The 19,483-nt window shown below is 69.4% G+C and carries 20 protein-coding genes; 8 read left to right on the top strand and 12 right to left on the bottom strand.

Going from position 1 to position 19,483, the window contains the following annotated elements:
* Positions 1–27: 27 nt before the first annotated feature.
* Both ACZ58V_RS13435 and ACZ58V_RS13430 read right to left on the bottom strand, forming a co-directional pair.
* On the bottom strand, positions 28–813 hold the full coding sequence (locus ACZ58V_RS13435) for a hypothetical protein (protein ID WP_471290081.1): 786 nt from the start codon (positions 811–813) through the stop codon (positions 28–30).
* A gap of 120 nt (positions 814–933) precedes the next feature.
* On the bottom strand, positions 934–1,152 hold the full coding sequence (locus ACZ58V_RS13430; RefSeq protein WP_468190215.1) for a hypothetical protein: 219 nt from the start codon (positions 1,150–1,152) through the stop codon (positions 934–936).
* Between the two features lie 125 nt (positions 1,153–1,277).
* Here ACZ58V_RS13430 and ACZ58V_RS13425 point away from each other — a divergent pair, with 125 nt between their 5' ends.
* The gene (locus ACZ58V_RS13425; protein ID WP_471290080.1) at positions 1,278–2,081 is read left to right on the top strand and encodes a TetR/AcrR family transcriptional regulator; all 804 of its coding nucleotides are present in this window, start codon (positions 1,278–1,280) and stop codon (positions 2,079–2,081) included.
* 168 nt (positions 2,082–2,249) lie between these two features.
* Here the strand turns inward: ACZ58V_RS13425 and ACZ58V_RS13420 are convergent, their stop codons facing one another.
* Positions 2,250–3,752 carry an ROK family protein gene (locus tag ACZ58V_RS13420; RefSeq protein ID WP_471290079.1) on the bottom strand — a complete coding sequence of 501 codons (1,503 nt, stop codon included), beginning with the start codon at positions 3,750–3,752 and terminating at the stop codon, positions 2,250–2,252.
* Between the two features lie 48 nt (positions 3,753–3,800).
* Here ACZ58V_RS13420 and ACZ58V_RS13415 point away from each other — a divergent pair, with 48 nt between their 5' ends.
* From ACZ58V_RS13415 to ACZ58V_RS13405, 3 genes are all read left to right on the top strand, one after another.
* Positions 3,801–4,868, top strand: coding sequence for a Gfo/Idh/MocA family protein (locus ACZ58V_RS13415; protein ID WP_471290078.1), 1,068 nt, complete (start codon positions 3,801–3,803; stop codon positions 4,866–4,868).
* Complete coding sequence (locus ACZ58V_RS13410) at positions 4,865–5,398, top strand: heme-degrading domain-containing protein (protein WP_471290077.1); 534 nt, start codon at positions 4,865–4,867, stop codon at positions 5,396–5,398. Before ACZ58V_RS13415 ends, ACZ58V_RS13410 begins: the two co-directional genes overlap by 4 nt.
* A 103-nt stretch (positions 5,399–5,501) precedes the next feature.
* The gene (locus tag ACZ58V_RS13405) at positions 5,502–6,368 is read left to right on the top strand and encodes an LLM class F420-dependent oxidoreductase (protein WP_468190225.1); all 867 of its coding nucleotides are present in this window, start codon (positions 5,502–5,504) and stop codon (positions 6,366–6,368) included.
* A 97-nt stretch (positions 6,369–6,465) separates the two neighbouring features.
* Here ACZ58V_RS13405 and ACZ58V_RS13400 read toward each other — a convergent pair whose 3' ends face one another.
* The 3 genes from ACZ58V_RS13400 to ACZ58V_RS13390 all read right to left on the bottom strand — a co-directional run bounded on the left by ACZ58V_RS13400 (position 6,466) and on the right by ACZ58V_RS13390 (position 8,602).
* Positions 6,466–7,323 carry a fumarylacetoacetate hydrolase family protein gene (locus tag ACZ58V_RS13400; RefSeq protein ID WP_468190227.1) on the bottom strand — a complete coding sequence of 286 codons (858 nt, stop codon included), beginning with the start codon at positions 7,321–7,323 and terminating at the stop codon, positions 6,466–6,468.
* Positions 7,324–7,478: 155 nt separating this feature from the next.
* Positions 7,479–8,204, bottom strand: a complete 726-nt coding sequence (locus tag ACZ58V_RS13395) for a YidC/Oxa1 family membrane protein insertase (RefSeq protein ID WP_471290075.1) — start codon at positions 8,202–8,204, stop codon at positions 7,479–7,481.
* Between the two features lie 86 nt (positions 8,205–8,290).
* Positions 8,291–8,602: a DUF6412 domain-containing protein gene (locus ACZ58V_RS13390; protein ID WP_359894024.1), complete on the bottom strand. Its 312-nt coding sequence runs from the start codon at positions 8,600–8,602 to the stop codon at positions 8,291–8,293.
* 265 nt (positions 8,603–8,867) lie between these two features.
* Here ACZ58V_RS13390 and ACZ58V_RS13385 point away from each other — a divergent pair, with 265 nt between their 5' ends.
* From ACZ58V_RS13385 to ACZ58V_RS13375, 3 genes are all read left to right on the top strand, one after another.
* The gene (locus tag ACZ58V_RS13385; RefSeq protein ID WP_471290073.1) at positions 8,868–10,343 is read left to right on the top strand and encodes a glycoside hydrolase; all 1,476 of its coding nucleotides are present in this window, start codon (positions 8,868–8,870) and stop codon (positions 10,341–10,343) included.
* A 137-nt stretch (positions 10,344–10,480) separates the two neighbouring features.
* The gene (locus ACZ58V_RS13380) at positions 10,481–11,509 is read left to right on the top strand and encodes an SEC-C domain-containing protein (protein ID WP_471290072.1); all 1,029 of its coding nucleotides are present in this window, start codon (positions 10,481–10,483) and stop codon (positions 11,507–11,509) included.
* Positions 11,510–11,720: 211 nt separating this feature from the next.
* Positions 11,721–13,070 carry a DNA cytosine methyltransferase gene (locus ACZ58V_RS13375; RefSeq protein WP_471290071.1) on the top strand — a complete coding sequence of 450 codons (1,350 nt, stop codon included), beginning with the start codon at positions 11,721–11,723 and terminating at the stop codon, positions 13,068–13,070.
* On the opposite strand, the gene ACZ58V_RS13370 is transcribed toward ACZ58V_RS13375, so the two are convergent.
* The 4 genes from ACZ58V_RS13370 to ACZ58V_RS13355 are packed head-to-tail and all read right to left on the bottom strand — an operon-like array spanning position 13,002 to position 17,472.
* Positions 13,002–13,463 carry a very short patch repair endonuclease gene (locus tag ACZ58V_RS13370; RefSeq protein WP_471290070.1) on the bottom strand — a complete coding sequence of 154 codons (462 nt, stop codon included), beginning with the start codon at positions 13,461–13,463 and terminating at the stop codon, positions 13,002–13,004. The genes ACZ58V_RS13375 and ACZ58V_RS13370 overlap by 69 nt on opposite strands.
* Positions 13,464–13,504: 41 nt before the next feature.
* Positions 13,505–15,325: a DEAD/DEAH box helicase gene (locus ACZ58V_RS13365; protein ID WP_471290069.1), complete on the bottom strand. Its 1,821-nt coding sequence runs from the start codon at positions 15,323–15,325 to the stop codon at positions 13,505–13,507.
* Positions 15,325–16,764: a ParB N-terminal domain-containing protein gene (locus ACZ58V_RS13360; RefSeq protein WP_471290067.1), complete on the bottom strand. Its 1,440-nt coding sequence runs from the start codon at positions 16,762–16,764 to the stop codon at positions 15,325–15,327. Before ACZ58V_RS13360 ends, ACZ58V_RS13365 begins: the two co-directional genes overlap by 1 nt.
* Before the next feature lie 18 nt (positions 16,765–16,782).
* Positions 16,783–17,472, bottom strand: a complete 690-nt coding sequence (locus ACZ58V_RS13355) for a hypothetical protein (RefSeq protein WP_471290066.1) — start codon at positions 17,470–17,472, stop codon at positions 16,783–16,785.
* Between the two features lie 359 nt (positions 17,473–17,831).
* Here ACZ58V_RS13355 and ACZ58V_RS13350 point away from each other — a divergent pair, with 359 nt between their 5' ends.
* Positions 17,832–18,758: a hypothetical protein gene (locus tag ACZ58V_RS13350; RefSeq protein WP_471290065.1), complete on the top strand. Its 927-nt coding sequence runs from the start codon at positions 17,832–17,834 to the stop codon at positions 18,756–18,758.
* Between the two features lie 24 nt (positions 18,759–18,782).
* Here ACZ58V_RS13350 and ACZ58V_RS13345 read toward each other — a convergent pair whose 3' ends face one another.
* Positions 18,783–18,944: a hypothetical protein gene (locus ACZ58V_RS13345; RefSeq protein ID WP_471290064.1), complete on the bottom strand. Its 162-nt coding sequence runs from the start codon at positions 18,942–18,944 to the stop codon at positions 18,783–18,785.
* An 85-nt stretch (positions 18,945–19,029) separates the two neighbouring features.
* Positions 19,030–19,419 carry an ATP-binding protein gene (locus tag ACZ58V_RS13340; protein ID WP_471290063.1) on the bottom strand — a complete coding sequence of 130 codons (390 nt, stop codon included), beginning with the start codon at positions 19,417–19,419 and terminating at the stop codon, positions 19,030–19,032.
* Positions 19,420–19,483: the final 64 nt, after the last annotated feature.

Here is a 19,483-nt window from a genome sequence, read left to right as displayed (position 1 = left end):
CCCGCGCCGCGGGCCGGCCGGCCGGCCTCAGCGGCGCCGCCGCGCGAGGAGCAGCACGCCGCCCCCGGTCAGCAGCAGCGCGGCCGCGGCCGCGGTGACCCGGACGCCGATGCCGGTGCGGGCGAGTTCCTCGGCGAACGGGAAGCGGTCCTCGCGGGGCGGGACGGAGGCCGTCGGCTCCGGATCAGGATCCGGCTGGGAGTCGGTGCCGCCGTCGGTCTCCCTGTCACCACCGTCGATCGGCGCGTCGCTGTCGATGCCGAACCGGTAGTCGTTGGACTGCCCGACCCAGTCGCCGTCGTCGTCGTGCCGCTGCACGACGGCGGCGTTGGCGGTGATGTCGTTGGGCACGGCGTCCGAGGTGACCGTGAGCCGCACCTTCACGGTGACGGTCTTTCCCGGCCCGACGGTGAACCCGGCGAACCGGTCCTCGTCGTCGGCCAGCGCCCCGACGAGCTCGTCCTCCCCACTCTTCTCGAACCGCACGCTGTGGGACCGCGCCCCCTCGAAGAACTCCAGCCGGGGCTGGGACGCCTCCAGGGCCCGCTTGTCGTCCACGAGCACGACGACGGGATGGATCCCGGTGCAGGTCCGGTCGGTCGTGTTGGTCAGGTCGAGGTACCAGGTCCCGTACCCGCCCCCGGCCGTGTAGGAGTCCGGCCCGCCGTGGATGCGGGTGGTGAGCGGGAAGGTGTGGTCGTCGGGCGCGGCACAGGCGGGCGCCGGATCGTCCGCGTACGCCGGGTGAGCACCAGGCAGCAGGACGGCGGCGGCTGCCGCCAGGCAGAGGTGAGCGGCCGTACAGAGTCGCATGGAGATGTGACATTGCCGGATGCGGGCGATCGCGAGCGACGCGGCCCGGAAAGGCCCCCGGACGGCGGTGCGAATCCGCCCGGTCGGCGGACAGCCGCCCTCAGGCCGTTCGCCGCCGCCCTAGCGGCGCCCCAGGGCCTTCGCGCGCGAGTGGGCCCAGCCGGTCAGGAGGACACCGGCGGCGGTGAGAACCGCGTAGGCGAGCAGCAGCGGCAGGAAACCACCGGGGAGCCCGTCCAGCAGCCCCCGCTCGCCCTCGTCGACGAGGAGCCGGATGAGCGCCTGGGCGCTCACCACCAGCAGCACCATGCCGAGAACCTGAAGGACGTCGTACTTCATGGCCTTTCCTTTCACGGGGGAGGACCAGACGTTACGAACGTATCAATGGGAGAAGATGGATTGGCCTTCTCCAGCCCACCATTCTTCCTTTACATCACACTTTCTCGGCGCGCTATCGTGAAGGGGTGCGTGACGAAAAACGACGGGCGTGCGCGGTGTGCGGCGGGCCCATGGCCCGTCCGGGCCGAGGCCGCCCGCCGGTCTACTGCTCCCGGAGCTGCCAGGCACGGGCCTACCGCCGGCGCAGGCAGCCGCTGCCCGAGCCGGGCACGCCGCCCGTGTCCCGGCCCACGGAGGTCCGGGCGCGGCAGCGGCGCCGGATCGCCGAGGCGGTATGGCGTATCGCGGCCCGGCAGGGGCTGGACGCGGCGAGCATGCGCGGGATCGCGGCGGAGGCGAGGGTGTCGCTGCGGGTCGTGCAGTACCACTTCGACTCCAAGCAGGCCCTGCTGGTCGACGCGCTGCGCCTGCTGCACGAGGAGAACGAGCGGCTGGCCCAGGGGCGCATCCGGTACGACATGACGGAGCCGTGCGCGCTGCTGCGGGCGATACTGGACGAGTTCCTGCCGCTGGACGAGCAACGCGCCTTCGCGCTGCGGGTGTTCACGGCGTACTACGCACGGAGCCTGACCGACCCCGAACTCGCGACGGTGTTCCTGGCCGCCGAGCAGCCGCTGGAGCGGCTCGTCGCCGACGTCATCGCGGTGGGAGAGGCAGCCGGGCTCACGACACCGGGCATCGACCGGACGTACGAGGCCGACCTGCTGGTGTCGGGGGCCGTCGGGCTGGGCCTGGACGTCCTGCACGAACGCCGTTCCCTCGCGGATGTGCGGACGGTGCTGGACTACCACCTGACCCGGATCTTCCCCACGGAGGCGGCCCCACCCGGATCCGGCCGGCAGCGGTCAGCCGCCGAACCCCGGCACTGACCGACCCGCCCTCACGTCGCTTCCCGGGCCCCGGCCAATGCCGGGTCACCCGGCCTCGTCCGGAGCCGACGCGCGCCGCTCAGTCGCCTCGCACATCCCAGTCAGCCACCGCCCCGCCGCCCGACCTCGGCACCGGCCGAGCCGAGCCGCACCCCCGCCGACACCGCCTCACCCACCCCCACGCCCGAACACCGGCCCCAACACCAGCTGAGCCGCCCCCACCGCCACGACTCGCCCACCCCCGGGGGCGACCCGCACCGGCACGGCCTCCTGGCCCGTCCGCCGGGCCCAGGCCTCCAGCACCACCCCTACCCCCCGCACGAACGCCTCGGGAGCCATGGCCACCGTGCGGCCGCCCAGCAGGACGACGTCGATGTCGAGCAGGCCCACCAGGTTCGCCGCCCCGGCGCCCAGGACCCGGGCCGCCTCCGCCGTGTCGCCGCGCGCCACCGCACCGAGGCACAGCGCCTCGACGCAGCCGCGGTCGCCGCAGGTGCAGGGCGGGCCGTCCAGCTGGATCACCTGGTGGCCGAACTCCCCGGCCCCGGTCCTGTCCCCCCGGTGCACGGTCCCGCCGATCACCAGACCGGCGCCCAGTCCCGTGCCGAGGTGCAGATAGGCGAAGGAGCCGCCCTCGCCCCCGGCGGCCAGGCCCAGCGCCGCCGCGTTGGTGTCCTTGTCGACCACCACCGGCACTCCGAGCCGCTCCGCCAGCGCCTCCCGCAGCGGAAAGCCGTCCCACTCGGGGAATCCGGTCACCCGGTGCAGCACCCCGCGGGCGTGGTCGAGCGGCCCGGGCAGCGCGACGCCGACCCCGAGCAGGGACCCGGGCCCGGCGAGCGGCATGGAGGCCGGCGCCTGGGCCACCGTCTCCCGGGCGGACCCCGCCCCGGCCGACCGGCCCTCGCCGACCGCCTCCCGCACCGCCCCCGCCCCGACCGGTGAACCGGCCCGGGCCAGCGGCATGGAGTTCGACGCCTGGTCCGCCGCGTCCCCGGCGGACCCCGCCCCACCCGGCCGGCCCTCGCCAACCACCTCCGGCACACCCCCCGCCCCGACCGGTGAACCGGCCCGGGCCAGCTGCATGGAGCTCGACGCCTGGCCCGCCGCGCCCCCGGCGGACCCCGCCCCGCCCAGCCGACCCTCGCCAACCGCCTCCCCGGGCAGGGAATCCGTCCGGGCGAGTGGCCCGGCGGGCAGCACCTCGGCCACCGTCTCCCGCACCGCTTCCGTCACCGCCGTCAGCACGGCCCGCGCCCCGGCCCCGAGGTCCAGCGGGGCCCGCCGCTCGCCCACCACGGTTCCCCGCAGGTCCACCAGCACGGCCCGCACCTCGTCCCGGTCCAGATGGACGCCCACCGCATGTCCCGCCTCGGGCACCAGCCGCAGCACCGTCCGCGGCTTGCCCCCCGTAGAGGCCCGTCGTCCGGCCTCCGCCGCGAGGCCGTCCTCCCGCAGCCGGGCCGTGATCTTGCTGACCGCCTGCGGGGTGAGCCCGGTCCGCTCGGCGAGTTCGAGCCGGCTGATGCCGTCGGCTCCGGCCGTCCGCAGCAGGTCGAGGACCAGCGCCGCGTTGTGACTGCGCAACGCGAGCAGGTTCACCCCACCTCCGGTCCCTTGCATGCCGCCCACCCCGCCCGTACGGTCGTCCGCCCTGTTCACGTCCCCCATTGTCCCCGGCGCTTGCACTTTGGCAACAGCGTTGCGAAAGTGGTGGCCATGACTGGCACACCCCTCCGCGTCGGCCTCGTCGGCTACGGCCTCGCCGGCTCCGTCTTCCACGCCCCGCTGATCGCCGCCACCGAGGGCCTCACCCTCGACACGGTCGTCACCTCGAACCCCGAACGGCAGCAGCAGGCCCGTGCCGAGTTCCCGGACGTACGCTTCGCCGCCACCCCGGACGAGCTGTTCGACCGGGCCGCCGAGCTGGACCTGATCGTCATCGCGTCCCCGAACAAGACGCATGTGCCGCTCGCCGCCACCGCCCTCAAGGCCGGCCTGCCGGTCGTGGTCGACAAGCCCGTCGCGGGCACCGCGGCCGAGGCCCGCGAGCTGGCCGCCCTCGCCGAGGAGCGCGGCCTGCTCCTCTCCGTCTTCCAGAACCGCCGCTGGGACAACGACTTCCTCACCCTGCGCAAGCTGCTCAGCGAGGGCGAGCTGGGCGACGTCCGGCGCTTCGAGTCCCGCTTCGAGCGCTGGCGCCCGCAACTGAAGGGCGGCTGGCGGGAGTCCGGCGACCCCGCAGAGATCGGAGGTCTGCTCTACGACCTCGGCAGCCACGTCGTCGACCAGGCCCTGGCCCTCTTCGGCCCGGCGGCCGCCGTCTACGCGGAGTCGGACATCCGCCGCCCGGGCGCCGAGACGGACGACGACACGTTCATCGCGATCACGCACACGAACGGCGTCCGCTCCCACCTCCACGTCTCCGCGACGACCCCGCAACTCGGCCCCCGCTTCCGCGTCCTGGGCTCCACCGCCGGCTACGTCAAGTACGGCCTCGACCCCCAGGAGGCGGCCCTCCGGGACGGCCTGCGCCCCGGCCCCGGCTGGGGTGTCGAGCCCGAGTCGGAGTGGGGCCGCGTGGGCTCCGGAGAGTCGCCCGTAACGGGGGGTGGCCGCCCCGAACCGACCCTCCCCGGCGACTACCCCGCTTACTATGCGGCCGTGGCGAAGGCCCTGCTGGAGGGCGGCCCCAACCCGGTGACCGCCCTGGAGGCGGCCGCCGCCCTGGACGTACTGGAGGCCGCCCGTCGTTCGGCCCGCGAGAAGGTGACGGTGACCCTGTGACGCACAAGAGCTCGCACAGCCCTTCGCACCACCAGGAACTCGGCCCCAAGTTCCAGCCGGAGCTCACCCCGAGCCTGGAGGAACTGGAGACGCAGGAACGCCGCCTGGTCTTCCGGCAGTTCAGCCACGACGACGCCTGGGCCCTCGGCTCGCTCCTCGTCGAACTCGCCCGGGAGCGGCAGGCCCCGCTCGCCATCGACATCCACCGGGCCGGCCAGCAGCTCTTCCACGCGGCGCTGCCCGGCTCCACCCCGGACAACGACGCCTGGATCGCCCGCAAGCGCCGGGTCGTCGAGCGCTACGGCTCCGCCTCCTACCTGGTGGGCGCCCGTTTCCGCGCCAAGGGCACGACGTTCGAGGAGTCCTCGCGCCTCGACCCCGACGCCTACGCGGCACACGGGGGCTCCTTCCCGATCACCGTCGAGGGCGTGGGCGTGATCGGCGCGGTGACGGTGTCCGGACTGCCGCAGCTCCAGGACCACCGGTTCGTGGTGGAGGCGCTGGAGGAGTTCTTGAGCAAGGACCGTTAGCGGAAACCCGGGGTAATGGGCCGGAATTAGTGCCGGGTCCCTCCGGTTGGCACCTGCTGTACGCACGATCAGGCACGGCGCCCAACCGGAGGGATCGCAACCGATGACCACCGCCCTGAAGGAAACCGTCGGCCGGTACGGCATCTGGAGCGTAGGCCTGCGCTCGGAGGACCCCGACCGACGCGGCGAACTCGCCGAGGCCGCCGCCGAACTGGAGGAACTCGGCTACGGCGCGGTCTGGCTGGGCGGCAACAGCTCCGCCGCCAACGCCGCCCCGCTGATCGAGGCGACCTCCCGGCTCACCGTCGGCACCAGCATCCAGAGCATCTGGCAGCACGAGCCGGACGCCGCCGCCACGGCCTTCGCGGAACTGGAGTCGGCCCACCCCGGGCGGTTCCTGCTGGGCCTCGGGGTGAGCCACGCCAAGCGGGTGGAGCAGTACGCCCGCCCCTACTCGGCCCTGGTCGAGCATCTCGACGGCCTGGACGCCGCCGGAGTGCCGGCGGACCGGCGCCTCCTGGCCGCCCTGGGCCCGAAGTCACTCCGCCTGGCCCGCGACCGAGCGGCGGGCTCGATCCCGTACCTGGTCACCCCGGAGCACACGGCGCACGCCCGCGAACTCCTGGGCGAAGGCCCCCTGCTCGCCCCCGAACTGGGCGTGGTCCCGGAGACGGACCCGACCCGCGCCCGCGCCCTGGCCCGCGAGTTCCTCGGCATCTATCTCCCGCTGCCGAACTACACCAACAACTTCCTCCGGCACGGCTTCACCGAGGACGACCTGCGGGACGGCGGCAGCGACCGCCTGGTCGACGCGCTGTTCGCCTGGGGCGACGACACGGCGATCCGCGCCAAGATCGACACGTTCTTCGACGCGGGCGCGGACCACATCGCCCTCCAGCTCATCAACGACGAGCCCCGGGACGCCCTCCCGAGGAAGGCGTGGCGCGACCTGGCTTCGGTACTGGCCTGAGGGAGGCGCCCTGAGGGGCGCGGGGAACTGCGCGACCGGCCACGGACGGCCCGCAGCCGAAGAGCACCGCAGTTCCCCGGCTCACCCAGCGGAGCGCCTACGCGTCCTTGAACTCCTGCCGCTGCCGTCCCAGCCCCTCGATCTCCAGCTCGACCACATCCCCGGCCCTGAGATACGGCTTCGGCTCAGGCTCCCCCAGCGCAACCCCCGCCGGCGTCCCGGTATTGATCACATCCCCGGGATACAAGGTCATCACCTGGCTGAGATACCGCACGACCTCCCCCACCGAGAAGATCTGCTCAGCCGTCGTCCCGTCCTGCTTCAACTCCCCGTTGACCCACAGCTTCAGGGACAGATTCTGCGGATCGGGCACCTCGTCCGCCGTCACCAGCCACGGCCCGAGCGGATTGAACGTCTCGCAGTTCTTCCCCTTGTCCCAGGTCCCGCCCCGCTCGATCTGGAACTCCCGCTCGGACACGTCATGCGCCACCGCGTACCCGGCGACATGCGCGAGCCCTTCCTCCGCGGACCCCAGATACCTGGCCGTACGCCCGATCACGACGGCCAGCTCGACCTCCCAGTCGGTCTTCACGGACCCGCGCGGCACGAGCACCGTGTCGTGCGGCCCGACGACCGTGTCCGGCGCCTTCATGAAGACGACCGGCTCGGCGGGCGGCTCGGCACCCGTCTCGCGCGCGTGGTCGTGGTAGTTCAGCCCGATGCAGACGATCTTGCCGATCCGGCCCAGCGGCGGTCCGATCCGCAGCCCGGTGGCGTCCAGGGCGGGCAGCTCACCGGCGTCCGCGGCGGCCCGGACCCTGCCGAGCGCGGCCTCGTCGGCGAGCAGCGCGCCGTCGACGTCCGCGACGACGCCCGACAGGTCCCGCAGGGTCCCCTCGGCGTCGAGCAGCGCGGGCCGCTCCGCCCCCGCCGTACCGACTCGCAGCAGCTTCATGATCACGTCTCCCTCGATCGCGGGCGCCCGACCGATGCGTGCGACCCGGATGCGGCGGGACAGCCATCGGAGGACTGGTCGATCCTCCAAGCTGGGAGTCCACTCCGCAATACCCAGTTCACGTACTGGACCGTCACCGGGGACCAAGCGGGGGACTACCTGTAGAGGACGGCCCTCTCGACCACACTCCACGTCGTACTGGTCACCACGTACAGCGCGGCGGCCAGCGGCACCACGGCCACGGTGACCAGCGTGAAGAAGGACATGAACGGCATGGCCTTGGTCACCGCCCCCAGCCCGGGCAGCTGCTCCCCACCACCGCCCCCGGCGGCGACGACCGGGTTCGCGGCCATCATCCGCTTGCTGAGGCGGTAGCTGAACGCCGCGACACCGGCGACGATCACGAACAGCCCGACGTAGACGAGCCCGGCGCCACTCAGCGCACCGCCCCCGCCCCCGCTGAGCGCGTCCGTCCACCGCGCACCCAGCGGCGCGGCGAACAGCTCATGGCCGAGCAGCTCATTGGCCCGCCCGCCGATCGTGTCGCTGGAGAACAGGTGGTAGAGGAGGAAGAACGCGGGCACCTGGAGCAGCCCGGGCAGGCAGCCGGCCAGCGGCGACACCTTCTCCTCGGCGTGCAGCTCCAGCACGGCCTTCTGCAGCTTCTCGGGGTTCTTCCCGTGCTTCTTCCGCAGCTCGGCGATCTTCGGCTGGAGCGCGGTCCGGGCCTTCTGGCCGCGCGCGGCGGCCCGGGACAGGGGGTGGACGAGAAGTCGTACGAGCGCGGTGAACAGGACGATCGCGGCGGCGGCCGCGGAGGCGCCGAACAACGGCTGGAGCAGGTCGGCGAGGTGCTCGACCAGGTTGGCGAAGACGGACATGCGTGAGCCCTCCGGGGGTCTCGTCGTGCCGGGAGTTGGTCATGGCGGCATGACGACCCACGCGGGGTCAGCTAGGTGATGTGCCCCTACGCGAAGGTCGCCCGGAGGGCGTGTCCGGGCGCCCGGGGCCGGGGGCGCCCCTTGGCGTCCGGGTCGCGTTGCGGCAGGAAGGCCGTACGGAGGTCACGGTCGCGGATGGCCGTACGCACACGGGTGCGGGGCACGGCGGGCGCGCAGCGCGAGGCGACGAGGGCGCAGACCGCGAGCGCGGCCGAGGCCGCGGCGGTCGCCGCGAGCGCGACGGTGGCGGTGAGGCTGCCGGTGTCCAGCAGCGCCACGCCCAGGACCAGGCAGAGCAGCACGAGAGCGGGACGCGAATTCGTCCAACCGCGGATCATCGACGGCCCCTCCTCCCGTACGCGCGTTCGCTCGACTACCCGTTCACCGCACTCCGTTCGTTATACACGATCCCCCGCTCCGACCGCGTCCGAGACTTCGTACACGGGTTTGAGAAAGGTTCGTCGTAACTCTCGACAACCCACCCGCCACACCCGATGCTTCTCGATGCCCTCGACTCGATGCCGTCGAGGGCCACCCCGCGACGCCGGGCCGGGGGGACCGGCGCCTGCCCCCCATTCCCCTGAACTCCCCTACGGAGGAGCCGTGATACGACGCAGAACCCTGCTGTCCGCAGCAGGCGGTACGTTCCTCGGCAGCGCCCTGGCGACCGGCACCGCGCACGCGGACGCCACCATCGCCGTCACCCCCTCGACCACCTACGGCACCTGGGAGGGCTGGGGCACCTCCCTCGCCTGGTGGGCCAATGTCTTCGGCGCCCGGGACGACTTCGCGGACCTCTTCTTCACCACCAAGTCGGTGACGTACAACGGCCGCTCCCTGCCCGGCCTGGGCCTCAACATCGCCCGCTACAACCTCGGCGCGTCCAGCTGGAACAGCGTCGGCGGCGAGACGATGGCGGAGTCCCCCAACATCCCCGCCTTCAAGCAGATCGAGGGCTTCTGGCAGGACTGGAACAACGAGGACCCCGCCTCCTCGGCCTGGAAGTGGTCGGCGGACGCCAACCAGCGCGCGATGCTGGTGAAGGCGACGCAGCGCGGCGCGATCACAGAACTCTTCGCCAACTCCCCGATGTGGTGGATGTGCGCCAACCACAACCCCTCGGGCGCGGCGGGCGGCGGCAACAACCTCCAGACCTGGAACTACCGCCAGCACGCGAGCCACTTGGCGGCGACGGCCCTCTACGCGAAGAACAACTGGGGCGTGAACTTCGCGACGGTCGACCCCTTCAACGAGCCGGCCTCCACCTGGTGGACCGCGACCGGCACCCAGGAGGGCTGCCACATGGACCCCGCGGTCCAGGCGGCCGTACTCCCGTACATGCGCAGCGAGCTGGACAAACGCGGCCTCAACAGCCTCCGCATCGCCGCCTCGGACGAAACGAACTACGACACGGCCCGCTCGACCTGGGCGTCCTTCAACTCCGCCACCAAAGCCCTGGTCTCCCAGGTCAACGTGCACGGCTACCAGGGCTCGGGCGGCCGCCGCGACCTCCTCTACACGGACGTGGTGACGACGTCCCGCAAGAAGCTGTGGAACTCCGAGACGGGCGACAGCGACGGCACGGGCCTCACCCTGGCCTCGAACCTCTGCTACGACTTCCGCTGGCTGCACCCCACGGCGTGGTGCTACTGGCAGGTCATGGACCCGTCGGCGGGCTGGGCGATGATCGCCTACGACGCGAACACCCTCCAGCCGACCACGGTCCAGACCAAGCACTACGTACTGGCCCAGTTCAGCCGCCACATCCGCCCCGGCATGACGATCCTGGACACGGGCGTGAGCTACGCGGTAGCGGCGTACGACGCGACATCCCGCCGCCTGGTGATCGTCGCGGTGAACACGGCCGCCTCCGCCCAGACCCTCACCTTCGACCTCTCCCGCTTCACGACGGTGACGGGCGGCTCGAACGGCGCCGTCCCCCGCTGGAACACGGTGACGACGGGCGGCGGCGACCTCTACACCCCTCGCTCGGACATCCGCCTGAACGGAAAATCGGTAAGCGTCCCATTCGCGGCAAAGTCGGTCCAAACACTCCAAGTGGACGGCGTCACACTGTAGGTCGGCTGCGTACGGCACGGCGGCGGTTCGGGGCGATCCGTAGAGCCGGGGCGGCGGGCATGGGGAATCCGGGCAGATCAGCGGTCTGGCCTGCACATCTCTCACGCTCGCCACCTCCCGGCAGTACGGTGTCCCCCATGCGCCCCGACACGCCTGCCGAAAACGTCGACCACACCGCCGAAGCGGCACGCCTGGAGCGGACCGCCGGCCTGTATCCCGAGGACGCCGAGGCCCTGCTGCTACGGGCCGCGGCCCACCTGGAACTCTCCGGCGACCGCCCCACCGCGTCCACGCTCTACGACCGCCTGCTGTCCTCCGCGGCCGACCTGGACAACCCCCACCTGGTACGGGCGCTCAAGGCCTCCAACCTCTGGGAGTACGGCCACGAGGCCGAGGCCAGGGCGATCATCGAGGGCGTCCGGGCAGCCTCCCCCCAGGACCCCGCCCCCTGGGTCATCGTGGCCGAAGCCCTCGAATCCCACGACGAACTGGAAGCGGCCCAGGAGACGTTCACGGAGGCCGTGCACCGCCTCCTGACGGACGTGGCGGAGCCCCCCTACGCCACCCACCCCCTCCTCTTCGGCCGCCACCGCGTACGGCGCATGCTGGGCGAGTCCCACGACGAATGGGACGCCCTGGCCGACACGGTCCACTCCCTCCCGATCACCCTGGACGAACTCCACGACCCCAAGCGCGTCTGGTCCCTGGGCTCGGAGAACCCGGCGGAACTGGAGGCCGAGATCCTCCGCCTCCGAGCAGAACTCGGCGCCTACAGAGAGGCCCTGTCCCGCCCGTTCCCGGTGGCGATCCTCCACTGGCCGGCCACGGAACTCGCCGAACTCCTGGAGGCGTACCCGTCACTTACGGCGGAGTACCCGACCCACGAGGCCCACCTCGCGACCATAGAGTCCGCCCTCCGAGAACTGGCCTCCTCCGGCACCCCGAACCTGGGCATCGTCACCGGCACGGTCCCGTCGTACGAGGCCTTCGCGGCATCGGAACTGTCGTCCCCGGACGATGCGACGCTGCTCCCTCAGTACGCCACGACACTGGCGGCAAGGGGGCGGGCGGTGGCTTGGCCGCCGCAGTCGGGGGCGGCTTGCTGGTGTGGGTCGGGCCAGGCCTACGGCGAGTGTCACGGGGCCGACCAGGGCAAGGGCGTCTAGCAACGGCCAACGCCTTTCTGTACACCCCTTAAAATCGCCCTCTGCCCGGTGCGTGCGCGCAACCGAGGGCTAGTCTCGCGGGCCTGGCATCCGGCCGTCACCTACTGGTGCCAAGGGAGAGCCTGGAAAATGCGAGACTTTGGTTTGGAGCGACCGTCCACAGCCATGGTCCCCCTCACAAGCACGATGGTTCATCCCCAGAAGGAGCGGCATGCCCCCCAGCGGCCAGAAGCGACCGCAGTTCACCACGCCACTGACCTCGATCGAGATCTGTGCGGGGGCCGGTGGGCAGGCCGTGGGGCTGCACAACGCCGGATTTGATCACTTGGCACTTGTCGAGTGGGACCAGCACGCGGTCAGTACACTGCGGGCCAACGTCGGACGCTGGCCCGGGTGGACGCCGCAAAAGGCCCAGGCCCTCGACCCTATGGACGTCAAGGGATTCCTCACTTCAGACGCATTCCAGGCTCTTGACCTCAAAGGCGACTCCCTCGACCTCTTCGCAGGCGGCGTCCCTTGCCCTCCTTTCTCCCTGGCCGGAAAAAGACTGGGCGAAGATGATGAGCGCGATCTTTTCCCGGATGCTCTGAACATCATTGAAAAACTCACCCCTAAAGCAGTCATGATTGAAAATGTCCGGGGGATCCTCGAGCCGCCCGAGGTTTTCATCGAATACAGGGGCAAGATCCTCGATCGACTGCGCCGCGCTGGCTACACGGTCCCCAACGTTGACACTTCACTTTCTCCAGAGGCCCAGGATCTCGAGATGCGAAAGGTGTGGCGCCGACTCGATGCGAAGGATTTCGGCGTCCCTCAGCTACGCCCTCGAGCTATCCTAGTAGCGATCCGTGAGGATTTTTCAAAGCTCGGCGTCAATGAATTCTGCTGGCCGCTGGGAATCAAGGGCGACGAAGCCGCTGTCGCGGAAAGCCTCAAAAGGACCATGCGGGAACGGTGCCTTCCTTACTGGGACAAGAACAAGTGGGGAGAGCCGGCCAAGCCCGGACAGCGGACAGGCGAGGATGTCTACAACGACTGGCTCGACGCGGCTCGGAAGTCCGCGGCCGCCGGCCGCGGCGTTGCCCCCACGTTGGTGGGTGGATCCAGGAAGCACGGCGGCGCCGACCTTGGACCCACGCGAGCAAAGAGGGCGTGGGCAGCCATGGGAGTTGACGCCATGGGGGTGGCCAACGACCCGAAGGCATGCGACCCGGAACGGGACTTGTTCAGGGAGAACGGCCCCATGCTCACGGTCGAGCAAGCCGCCATCATCCAAGGATTTCCGCGAAACTGGCGATTCCAGGGGAAAAAGACAGCACAGTACCGGCAAGTGGGAAATGCCTTCCCTCCGCCGGTCGCTGAAGCCGTAGGCCGCGCAATCGCTGCTATTCTGCGACCGGAGCACCGGGAAGAACTTCTTAGCAACTACGACGTCGACTCCTCGGGCTCAGCTGCCCTGGATGACATTCCACGCCAAATGGAACTCTCAGTTTCAGCGACAACCGCTCCCGCGCCTGCGCGCGAGGACCGTCGCGGCAATCTTGTCGGCACAAGCCACTGACTGCTCGTGCTCCCAGAACCGGAGCACGAGCCAGCCCGCGTCACTGAGCCTCTGATCTGTGTCCCGGTCCCGCTTCACATTACGCAGCACCTTCTCCGACCAGTAACCGGAGTTCGTTCTAGGAGGCACGTAATGTTCAGGGCAGCCATGCCAATAGCAGCCGTCAATGAATACCGCGACCTTCGCTGGGCGGAAGACCAAGTCGGCCGTCCGGCGAAGGTCTGGTATGGGGCGTGCTGCCACCCGGTAGCGGAGCCCTTGGGCGTGCACCAGACGTCTGATCAGCCATTCCGGCTTTGTATCTCGGCTGCGGATCGCCTGCATGTTGCGACGGCGGGCAGCGGACGAAGCCCAGGAACCTTCCGGGGCTTCCCATACGGCTTCGGAGGACACAGCATCGATCGTAGTGCGCTGCGTCCACCTCACGCAGCCAGCTACCGGTTGCCCCCCAGGTGACTCAGCAGCGCTTCGATGTCACTCGGCGCCAGACCAGCCGCCACCGACGGCTCCTCTTCCAAGTCGGCAAGCTGCTGGACTGTGGGGTCGTCCAGGATCTGGCCCATGAAGGCCAGCTTCTGTTCCAACCGCGCAGCCACGACCTCGTCTATGGAGTTGCGTACGGCGAGGACCGTGACCCGCGTCTCGGTGTCCGGCGCGAGGCCGAGGCGATGGATGCGGTCCAAGCTCTGCAGAAACCGGCCGGCCATGAAGTCGCGGTCCACGTAGACAGCGTCATGACAGTGGTGGTGCAGGCTGATGCCCTCGCCGAGGGTCGCCGGGTTGGAGATGAGCACCATGCAGGCCGGATCATCGCGGAACCGCCGGATCTGTTCCTCTCGGTCGGGGGTCCCTCCGTAGACCACGGCCGGACTGAATTTCCCCAGCATGCGCTCCAGCGTCGTAAGGCTCCGGACGAACGTCGTCCAAACCAGCGTCTTACGTCCAGCCGCCGCGTTCTCGGCGATGATCGCCACGGCTTCCTTGTACTTCGGTGACAGCTCGTGGTCGGGGAGGTTCTGCAACTTCGAGTACAGAGAGCCGCCTGGGGGAATCTCCAGCGGAGGCAACTGGTAAGCCAGCGGCTCGTACTTGGTGGCTCCTTCCAGGAGCAGAGCCGGACTCGTAGCGGCCATGAGAAGCCGCAGAGCCGTCTTGCCGAGCGCGCTGAGATCCTCCCTGGCCGCCCCGTTACTCATCCCGCCGACGAGGGAGCTGTAGATCTCGTCATGCAGGGGCGGCATGTCCACGTAACGGATGCCCAGATCAACAGGAGGCAGACCGAGTTCCTGCTTGGTCGTCCGCGTGAACAACGGCCGCAGCACCGTACTTGCCTGCCGAAGGTCTCCCCCGGCCACGGCGCGCACGACAGTCTGTTGCCCGTGCCCCGGCCACACGAAGCCCAGCAGATTCTCCAGGTCCTTGGAACCGTTCGGAGCCGGCGTACCTGTGAGGATCAGGCGCCGGTCCGCATGTGGCCCGAGGGCCATGCACGCTGCACCGTAGGTGCCCCGGGCCCCGAGCTTCATCCGGTGCGCCTCATCAAGGATGATCATGGAGGGCTGGGCTGCCAGCCAGGTGGTCAGCATCGACAGCGAGCGGTCCAGCCGTTCGTAGTTGACGACGAGCACCTCCGCCCATTGGTCCAGCGACCCGTCCAGGACATTGACGCGCAGCGCGTGCGTCAGACATTCCGCCGTCTCGAAACGCCACGAGTCGTAGGCCGACTTCGGGCAGACAACCAGAAGCCGCCGCGCGTGGCCGGCGGCCTTCTGAGCCGCATACACAGCGAGTGCGACGCGCGTCTTGCCGGCCCCGGGCACGCTGAAGTTCGCACCGTGCTGGAGAGACAGGAGCTTCGCGATGTCCCTGCGCTGGAAGGCGCTCAGCTCACCCTTCCAGTTGTCTCCGAGCAGACTCGGAACATCGTCCGCGTCGACCTCGCCGGAAGATCCCGTACCCGCCAGCCTGGTTTCCACGGTCCGCGCGTCCTGGAGGACACCGGTCGCCAGCTTCCTCAGGGCGGAGGACCACTCCACACCGCTGGGGTCGGGCCAGTCGCCAAGAACCTGCAGGTTTGCCAGGAAGTCATCAAGAGCAACAGAGGCGCTGAGCAGGCCAAGCTGGCCGCCCGTCCGGAAACGGGCGGCCAGCTGGACCAGGTCCGGCTGGTGGTGCTCAGTGGTCCGGAGCACTACACGCGTGTGCGTCTCGTCGAACCCCAAGTGCAGGGACGTTTCGCTCGATGCGTTCGTCACTATCGGGCCTCCGTGGCGACAGCGTCCATCAGCCAGGCCACGCCGTCGCCCGGATCCTGGAGACCGCGGCCCGCCTGCTGGGCCAGCTTCAGTAGGCTGCCACGGAGCTTGATCACCGCGTCATCGAAGGCTTCTTCGTCAAGGCTGCGCGACGTGCGGGCCTGCACCAGGTCGCTGACGCACTGGTCGATGCTGGCGCACGCCTCCGCCAGCCGGGCGGGCGCGAGCTGCTTGCGCTTGCGCAGCCGGGCACTGCGGCCAGCGGCTTCGATGGCGTCGTCGAAGGTCTTCTTCGTGTCTTCCAGGAGACTCTGCGCCTGCTCCTTCGCCTCGTTACCAAGGTCAGGGCCCTCGCTCCTGCTTCGTACGACAGCGGCGGCACGCAACAGACGGTCGTTGAGCGCCTTCATGTCAGCCACCGCGGAGGAGGCGGCCGGAACCTCCACCCCGAGCCCAGGGATCACTACGCCCGTCGGCTTGGCCTCAGGCCGATCCTCAGGCGCCGGACCGGCAGAGAGCAGCCTCTGCTCCAGCCCCTCCTTGAGGAAGTCCTCGTTGATGTGCCGCACGTCGGTCTTGGAGAAGTTGAGCAGAATGGCGGCCAGACGCAGTTCCTTGAGAATCTCCGCCTGGTCGCGGTCGAGCGTCTCCAGCTTCACGTACAAGCGCTGGAGTTCCTTGAGGCGCTCCTGGGCGCCTTCCCAGTCGACCAGCCGGAGGCCGTTGCCGCCGACGTCCTGGCTGCGCTTGATCAGCTCACGGATCGTGGCGAGGATCCAGCGTTCCTGGTGGTACGTCCGGACCTGGATCCGGAACTCCTTAGCAATCTGTTCGGGCGTACGCCCGAGGGCCGCCTGCTCCTCCATGGCGATGATGCGGTTGATGTAGGAGTAGTCACGCCGATGGTCCCGGCGAAGCTGCAAGGACAGCTCCACGGCGTTGATGTCCGCCCAAGTGAACGACTCAGGCAGCACGCCCACGCGCATCGACTGACCGCCAAGCTCTCGCAGGGCGGCCGCCCGGGTGTTGCCGTTCACCAGGATTCCCTGATGGGTGACCAGCCCCGGATCGTTCTGGCCGAACTCGTCGAGGCTGTCCTTCAAGGCGTCGAAGTCGACGTCGCGCAGGTTCGTGTCGGTGGGCGAGGCCTGGAGCAGGAAACGGAGGTAGTCCTGGCTCTCCGCGCTCCACGGGCTCTGGTCCAGCGCCGCGTCCTTCGCGGCGTCGTGGCTCCGCTGGGCCCGGATACGGTGCGTGCTGGGGTTGAAGTAGAGCTTGCTGAGGGGCAGGTCGATCACGTCGACGTGCGCCTTCTGCTCATTCCAGTCAACGGTCACCGTCTCGCGGGTCCCGCCCGCCGTTTGCGCCTCCGCGACCTTCTTCTTGATCAGTTCGCTCAGTTCGTCCGCCTGCGGCGGAGCGGGAAGTTCTCGCATCATTTTCCGGGTGTCCTGTTCCTAGTCGTTCGCGCCGTCGAGTGCATCCGCCACAGCCTTACGGGAGGTCTCCGGAAGAGTCCGGTACTGGCCCCAGAGCTTGTCCAGCGGACTCAGGGAACGCCGGTCCGCAGCGATCCAGGCGCCGAGCACCCGCCTTTCCATGGGCGACAGGGCAGCCGCCTGCTCCAGAACACGCCCGAGGTCGGCCTGCCGGCCGGAGCTGCCCACACCACACCGCTTGCACTCGGTGACCAACTCGTAGGTGACGTCTCCGCCAGGCTGGATCACCTGGCGGCGGGCCACGTTGAGCACCGCCTGTTCGATTCCCTCCTCGTACGGCTCACCAGCCGCGATGCCACACGTGCGGCAGAGGTAACCGTCCTCGTCCAGCACCTTGGCGCGCTGGGCGGCGGTAAGGCTCGCCTTGTGCTTCGGCGCCTTCGACTTGCCAGGGATCCACACCTCCGCCCCCTGGGCCACGAACCGCTGCTCCTGCTGACGGAGAGTCGGGTCCTCACGGCTGGTCGAGATCTTCCAGTCGTGGTCCCGCAGGTCACGCATGCGCCGGTCGATCTGAGCGACGTCCGGGAACGCCTCGCGCAGCTCGGCCTTCGTGAAGATCTTGTCCTCCCCCACTTCCTGTACGAGCCACAGTGCGGCCCGAGCCATGCTTCCCAACTTCGCGTCCCGCCAGGACGGCAGCGCCATTTGTCACTCCTGAGGTCGAATCGCACGCATTTTTGGCAAAGGCGCAGTATGTGCGCATGCGTAACTCACGCAGCGACACAGGCGTCTTAGCCACCCCCCGCTCCACGAGCGGCTATCCACAGTGTCCCACCAAGAACCGAAAACCAGTCCCCCCTGGAACACTTGCGCAACAGGTAGCAAGGACACAACTTGCCTCCCGTCATGCACAATTGACCAGACCTCAGCCTGGAGCGGCCGCAATGTCGACAACATGGGTCAACAGAAGGCCGATTTGAGCGGGTTCGCTACATATAGAACCGGAAAGCGAAGTGCGTGATATGCCACGACCAAAAGGAAGCAAGACTCCCTACTGCTGGACGGTGAAGGAGTTCGGCAGTGACGTTCCGCCAGGGAAACGCGCGCTTGCTGCCGAACTGCAGAAACTCTGCCGCCTCCTGGCCTTGGAGCCCAACGGCAGCGCCCCCACGCAGAAGCAGGCAGCCGACCGGCTGCACACCTGCGAGTCGTCACTGTCCAGATTCCTCCGCGCCGAGTACCTGCCGGACATAACGATCGTCAGGCTTCTTCACGCTGCCGCGACCAACGACGGTGGGGGCGTGGAGAAGGTAGGCATCACGCTCGCCGATCTAGAGGAGTTGCACTCCGCGGCCACCGCGGAGCAGCAATGCGGCGACTGTGTGAGCTTGCGCGGCGAGGCGGCGGCGTTGCGGCAGCAGGCCAGCGATAGCGCCGATGAGCTCAACGACATCCAGACCGAACTCGGCACCGTAAAGGAGGAGGCCGCAGCCCTGCGGGAGGAGGCTGCGGCCTTGAAGCACAAGATGCGGACACTGAAGGCGAGAGAGACGCGCGCCCTCAAGGCCACCGCACGGCGTGCGATTCGGGCCGGCCAGCGATCGCGTCTGGCGGCGCGGGCTGACGCGGCTCTGCTGCCGGTCCCCCCTCGGAGGGGGGACCGGCAGCAGAGTAATCCCGAGAAGAGAGCCGCACTGGCTGTCGTCCGCCAGGCCGAAGCCCTGCAGAGCGGCGGCCGGCAAGACGGGGCTCTGGCCCTACTGCGCCACTCCGCAGAAGTGCTCAGCCCAATAGAGACGGCGGCCCTTGTATGCGTCCTGCGCGAAGGTCAACTGGACGACCTGGCAAGCACATTGATCCACATCTACGGACGGGACAATCCCGATCCCCATGTGATGCGGGCAGCGGCCCAGCTTCACCAGCACGGAGCGCCTGACGATGCCGCCGCACTTTTGCGAGCGGCTCTGTCTACACGGCAAGGGCCGCCTTGAAGCCAAGGGGCAAGGTGCCGGTGGTCAGGCGGCGGCAGCCACCTCGGCTTCGTAGTGCACCTGGGCCCGGTCCAGTACGTCATCCGGGTCTTGGCCCTGGGCGGCGGTCCAGTGCAGCAAGTCCGCGATCAGCTCGACCGCAGACTCCTCAAGGAGAACTGACTTACTGCGCCCTTCCACAGTCATTGTGGGATGGCCCTCCCGGTACCACTCAAGCGCCCCGCGAGCCCGCTCGGCACGTCGGCACGCAGCCGCCGGCTGTGCCGCGATCTCACACCACACGGACTTGCCCACAGCCGTCAGAACCGTCCCCCCAGTCCGCCGCCAGAGCCGCGAGCAAATGGAGGCCACGCCCGCACTCCTCGTCACAGCGAGCCCTCACGGGGGCCGGCAGGACCCGGCTCTTGTCGTGGACCTCGACGCGCAGGCGTTCATACCGCCACTCCAGGATGAGTGTCGCCGGGGCACCCTCTCCCACATGTTTGATGACGTTCGTGACGAGTTCTGTCACCAGCAGTTCCGCCTCTTCGGCCGCAGAAGACACGCCCCATCGGCCAAGTTGCGCGACGGTGGCTCTGCGGAGCAGACGGACTTCCGCCGGCTCTGCCTCAAACGGCAGGACACAACGGAGTCCGGGTTCGATGACTTGGCAGCCTGACATTGGGCCACTCCTCCCTCCCGTGCCACGCACCTACTGCACCGCCGTAACCGTACGGCTGCGTTGC

The sequence above is a fragment of the Streptomyces sp. NPDC040589 genome (genome assembly GCF_055594445.1).
Note: the sequence above shows the minus strand (reverse complement) of the source record. Positions and strands in the feature narration are given on the sequence as shown.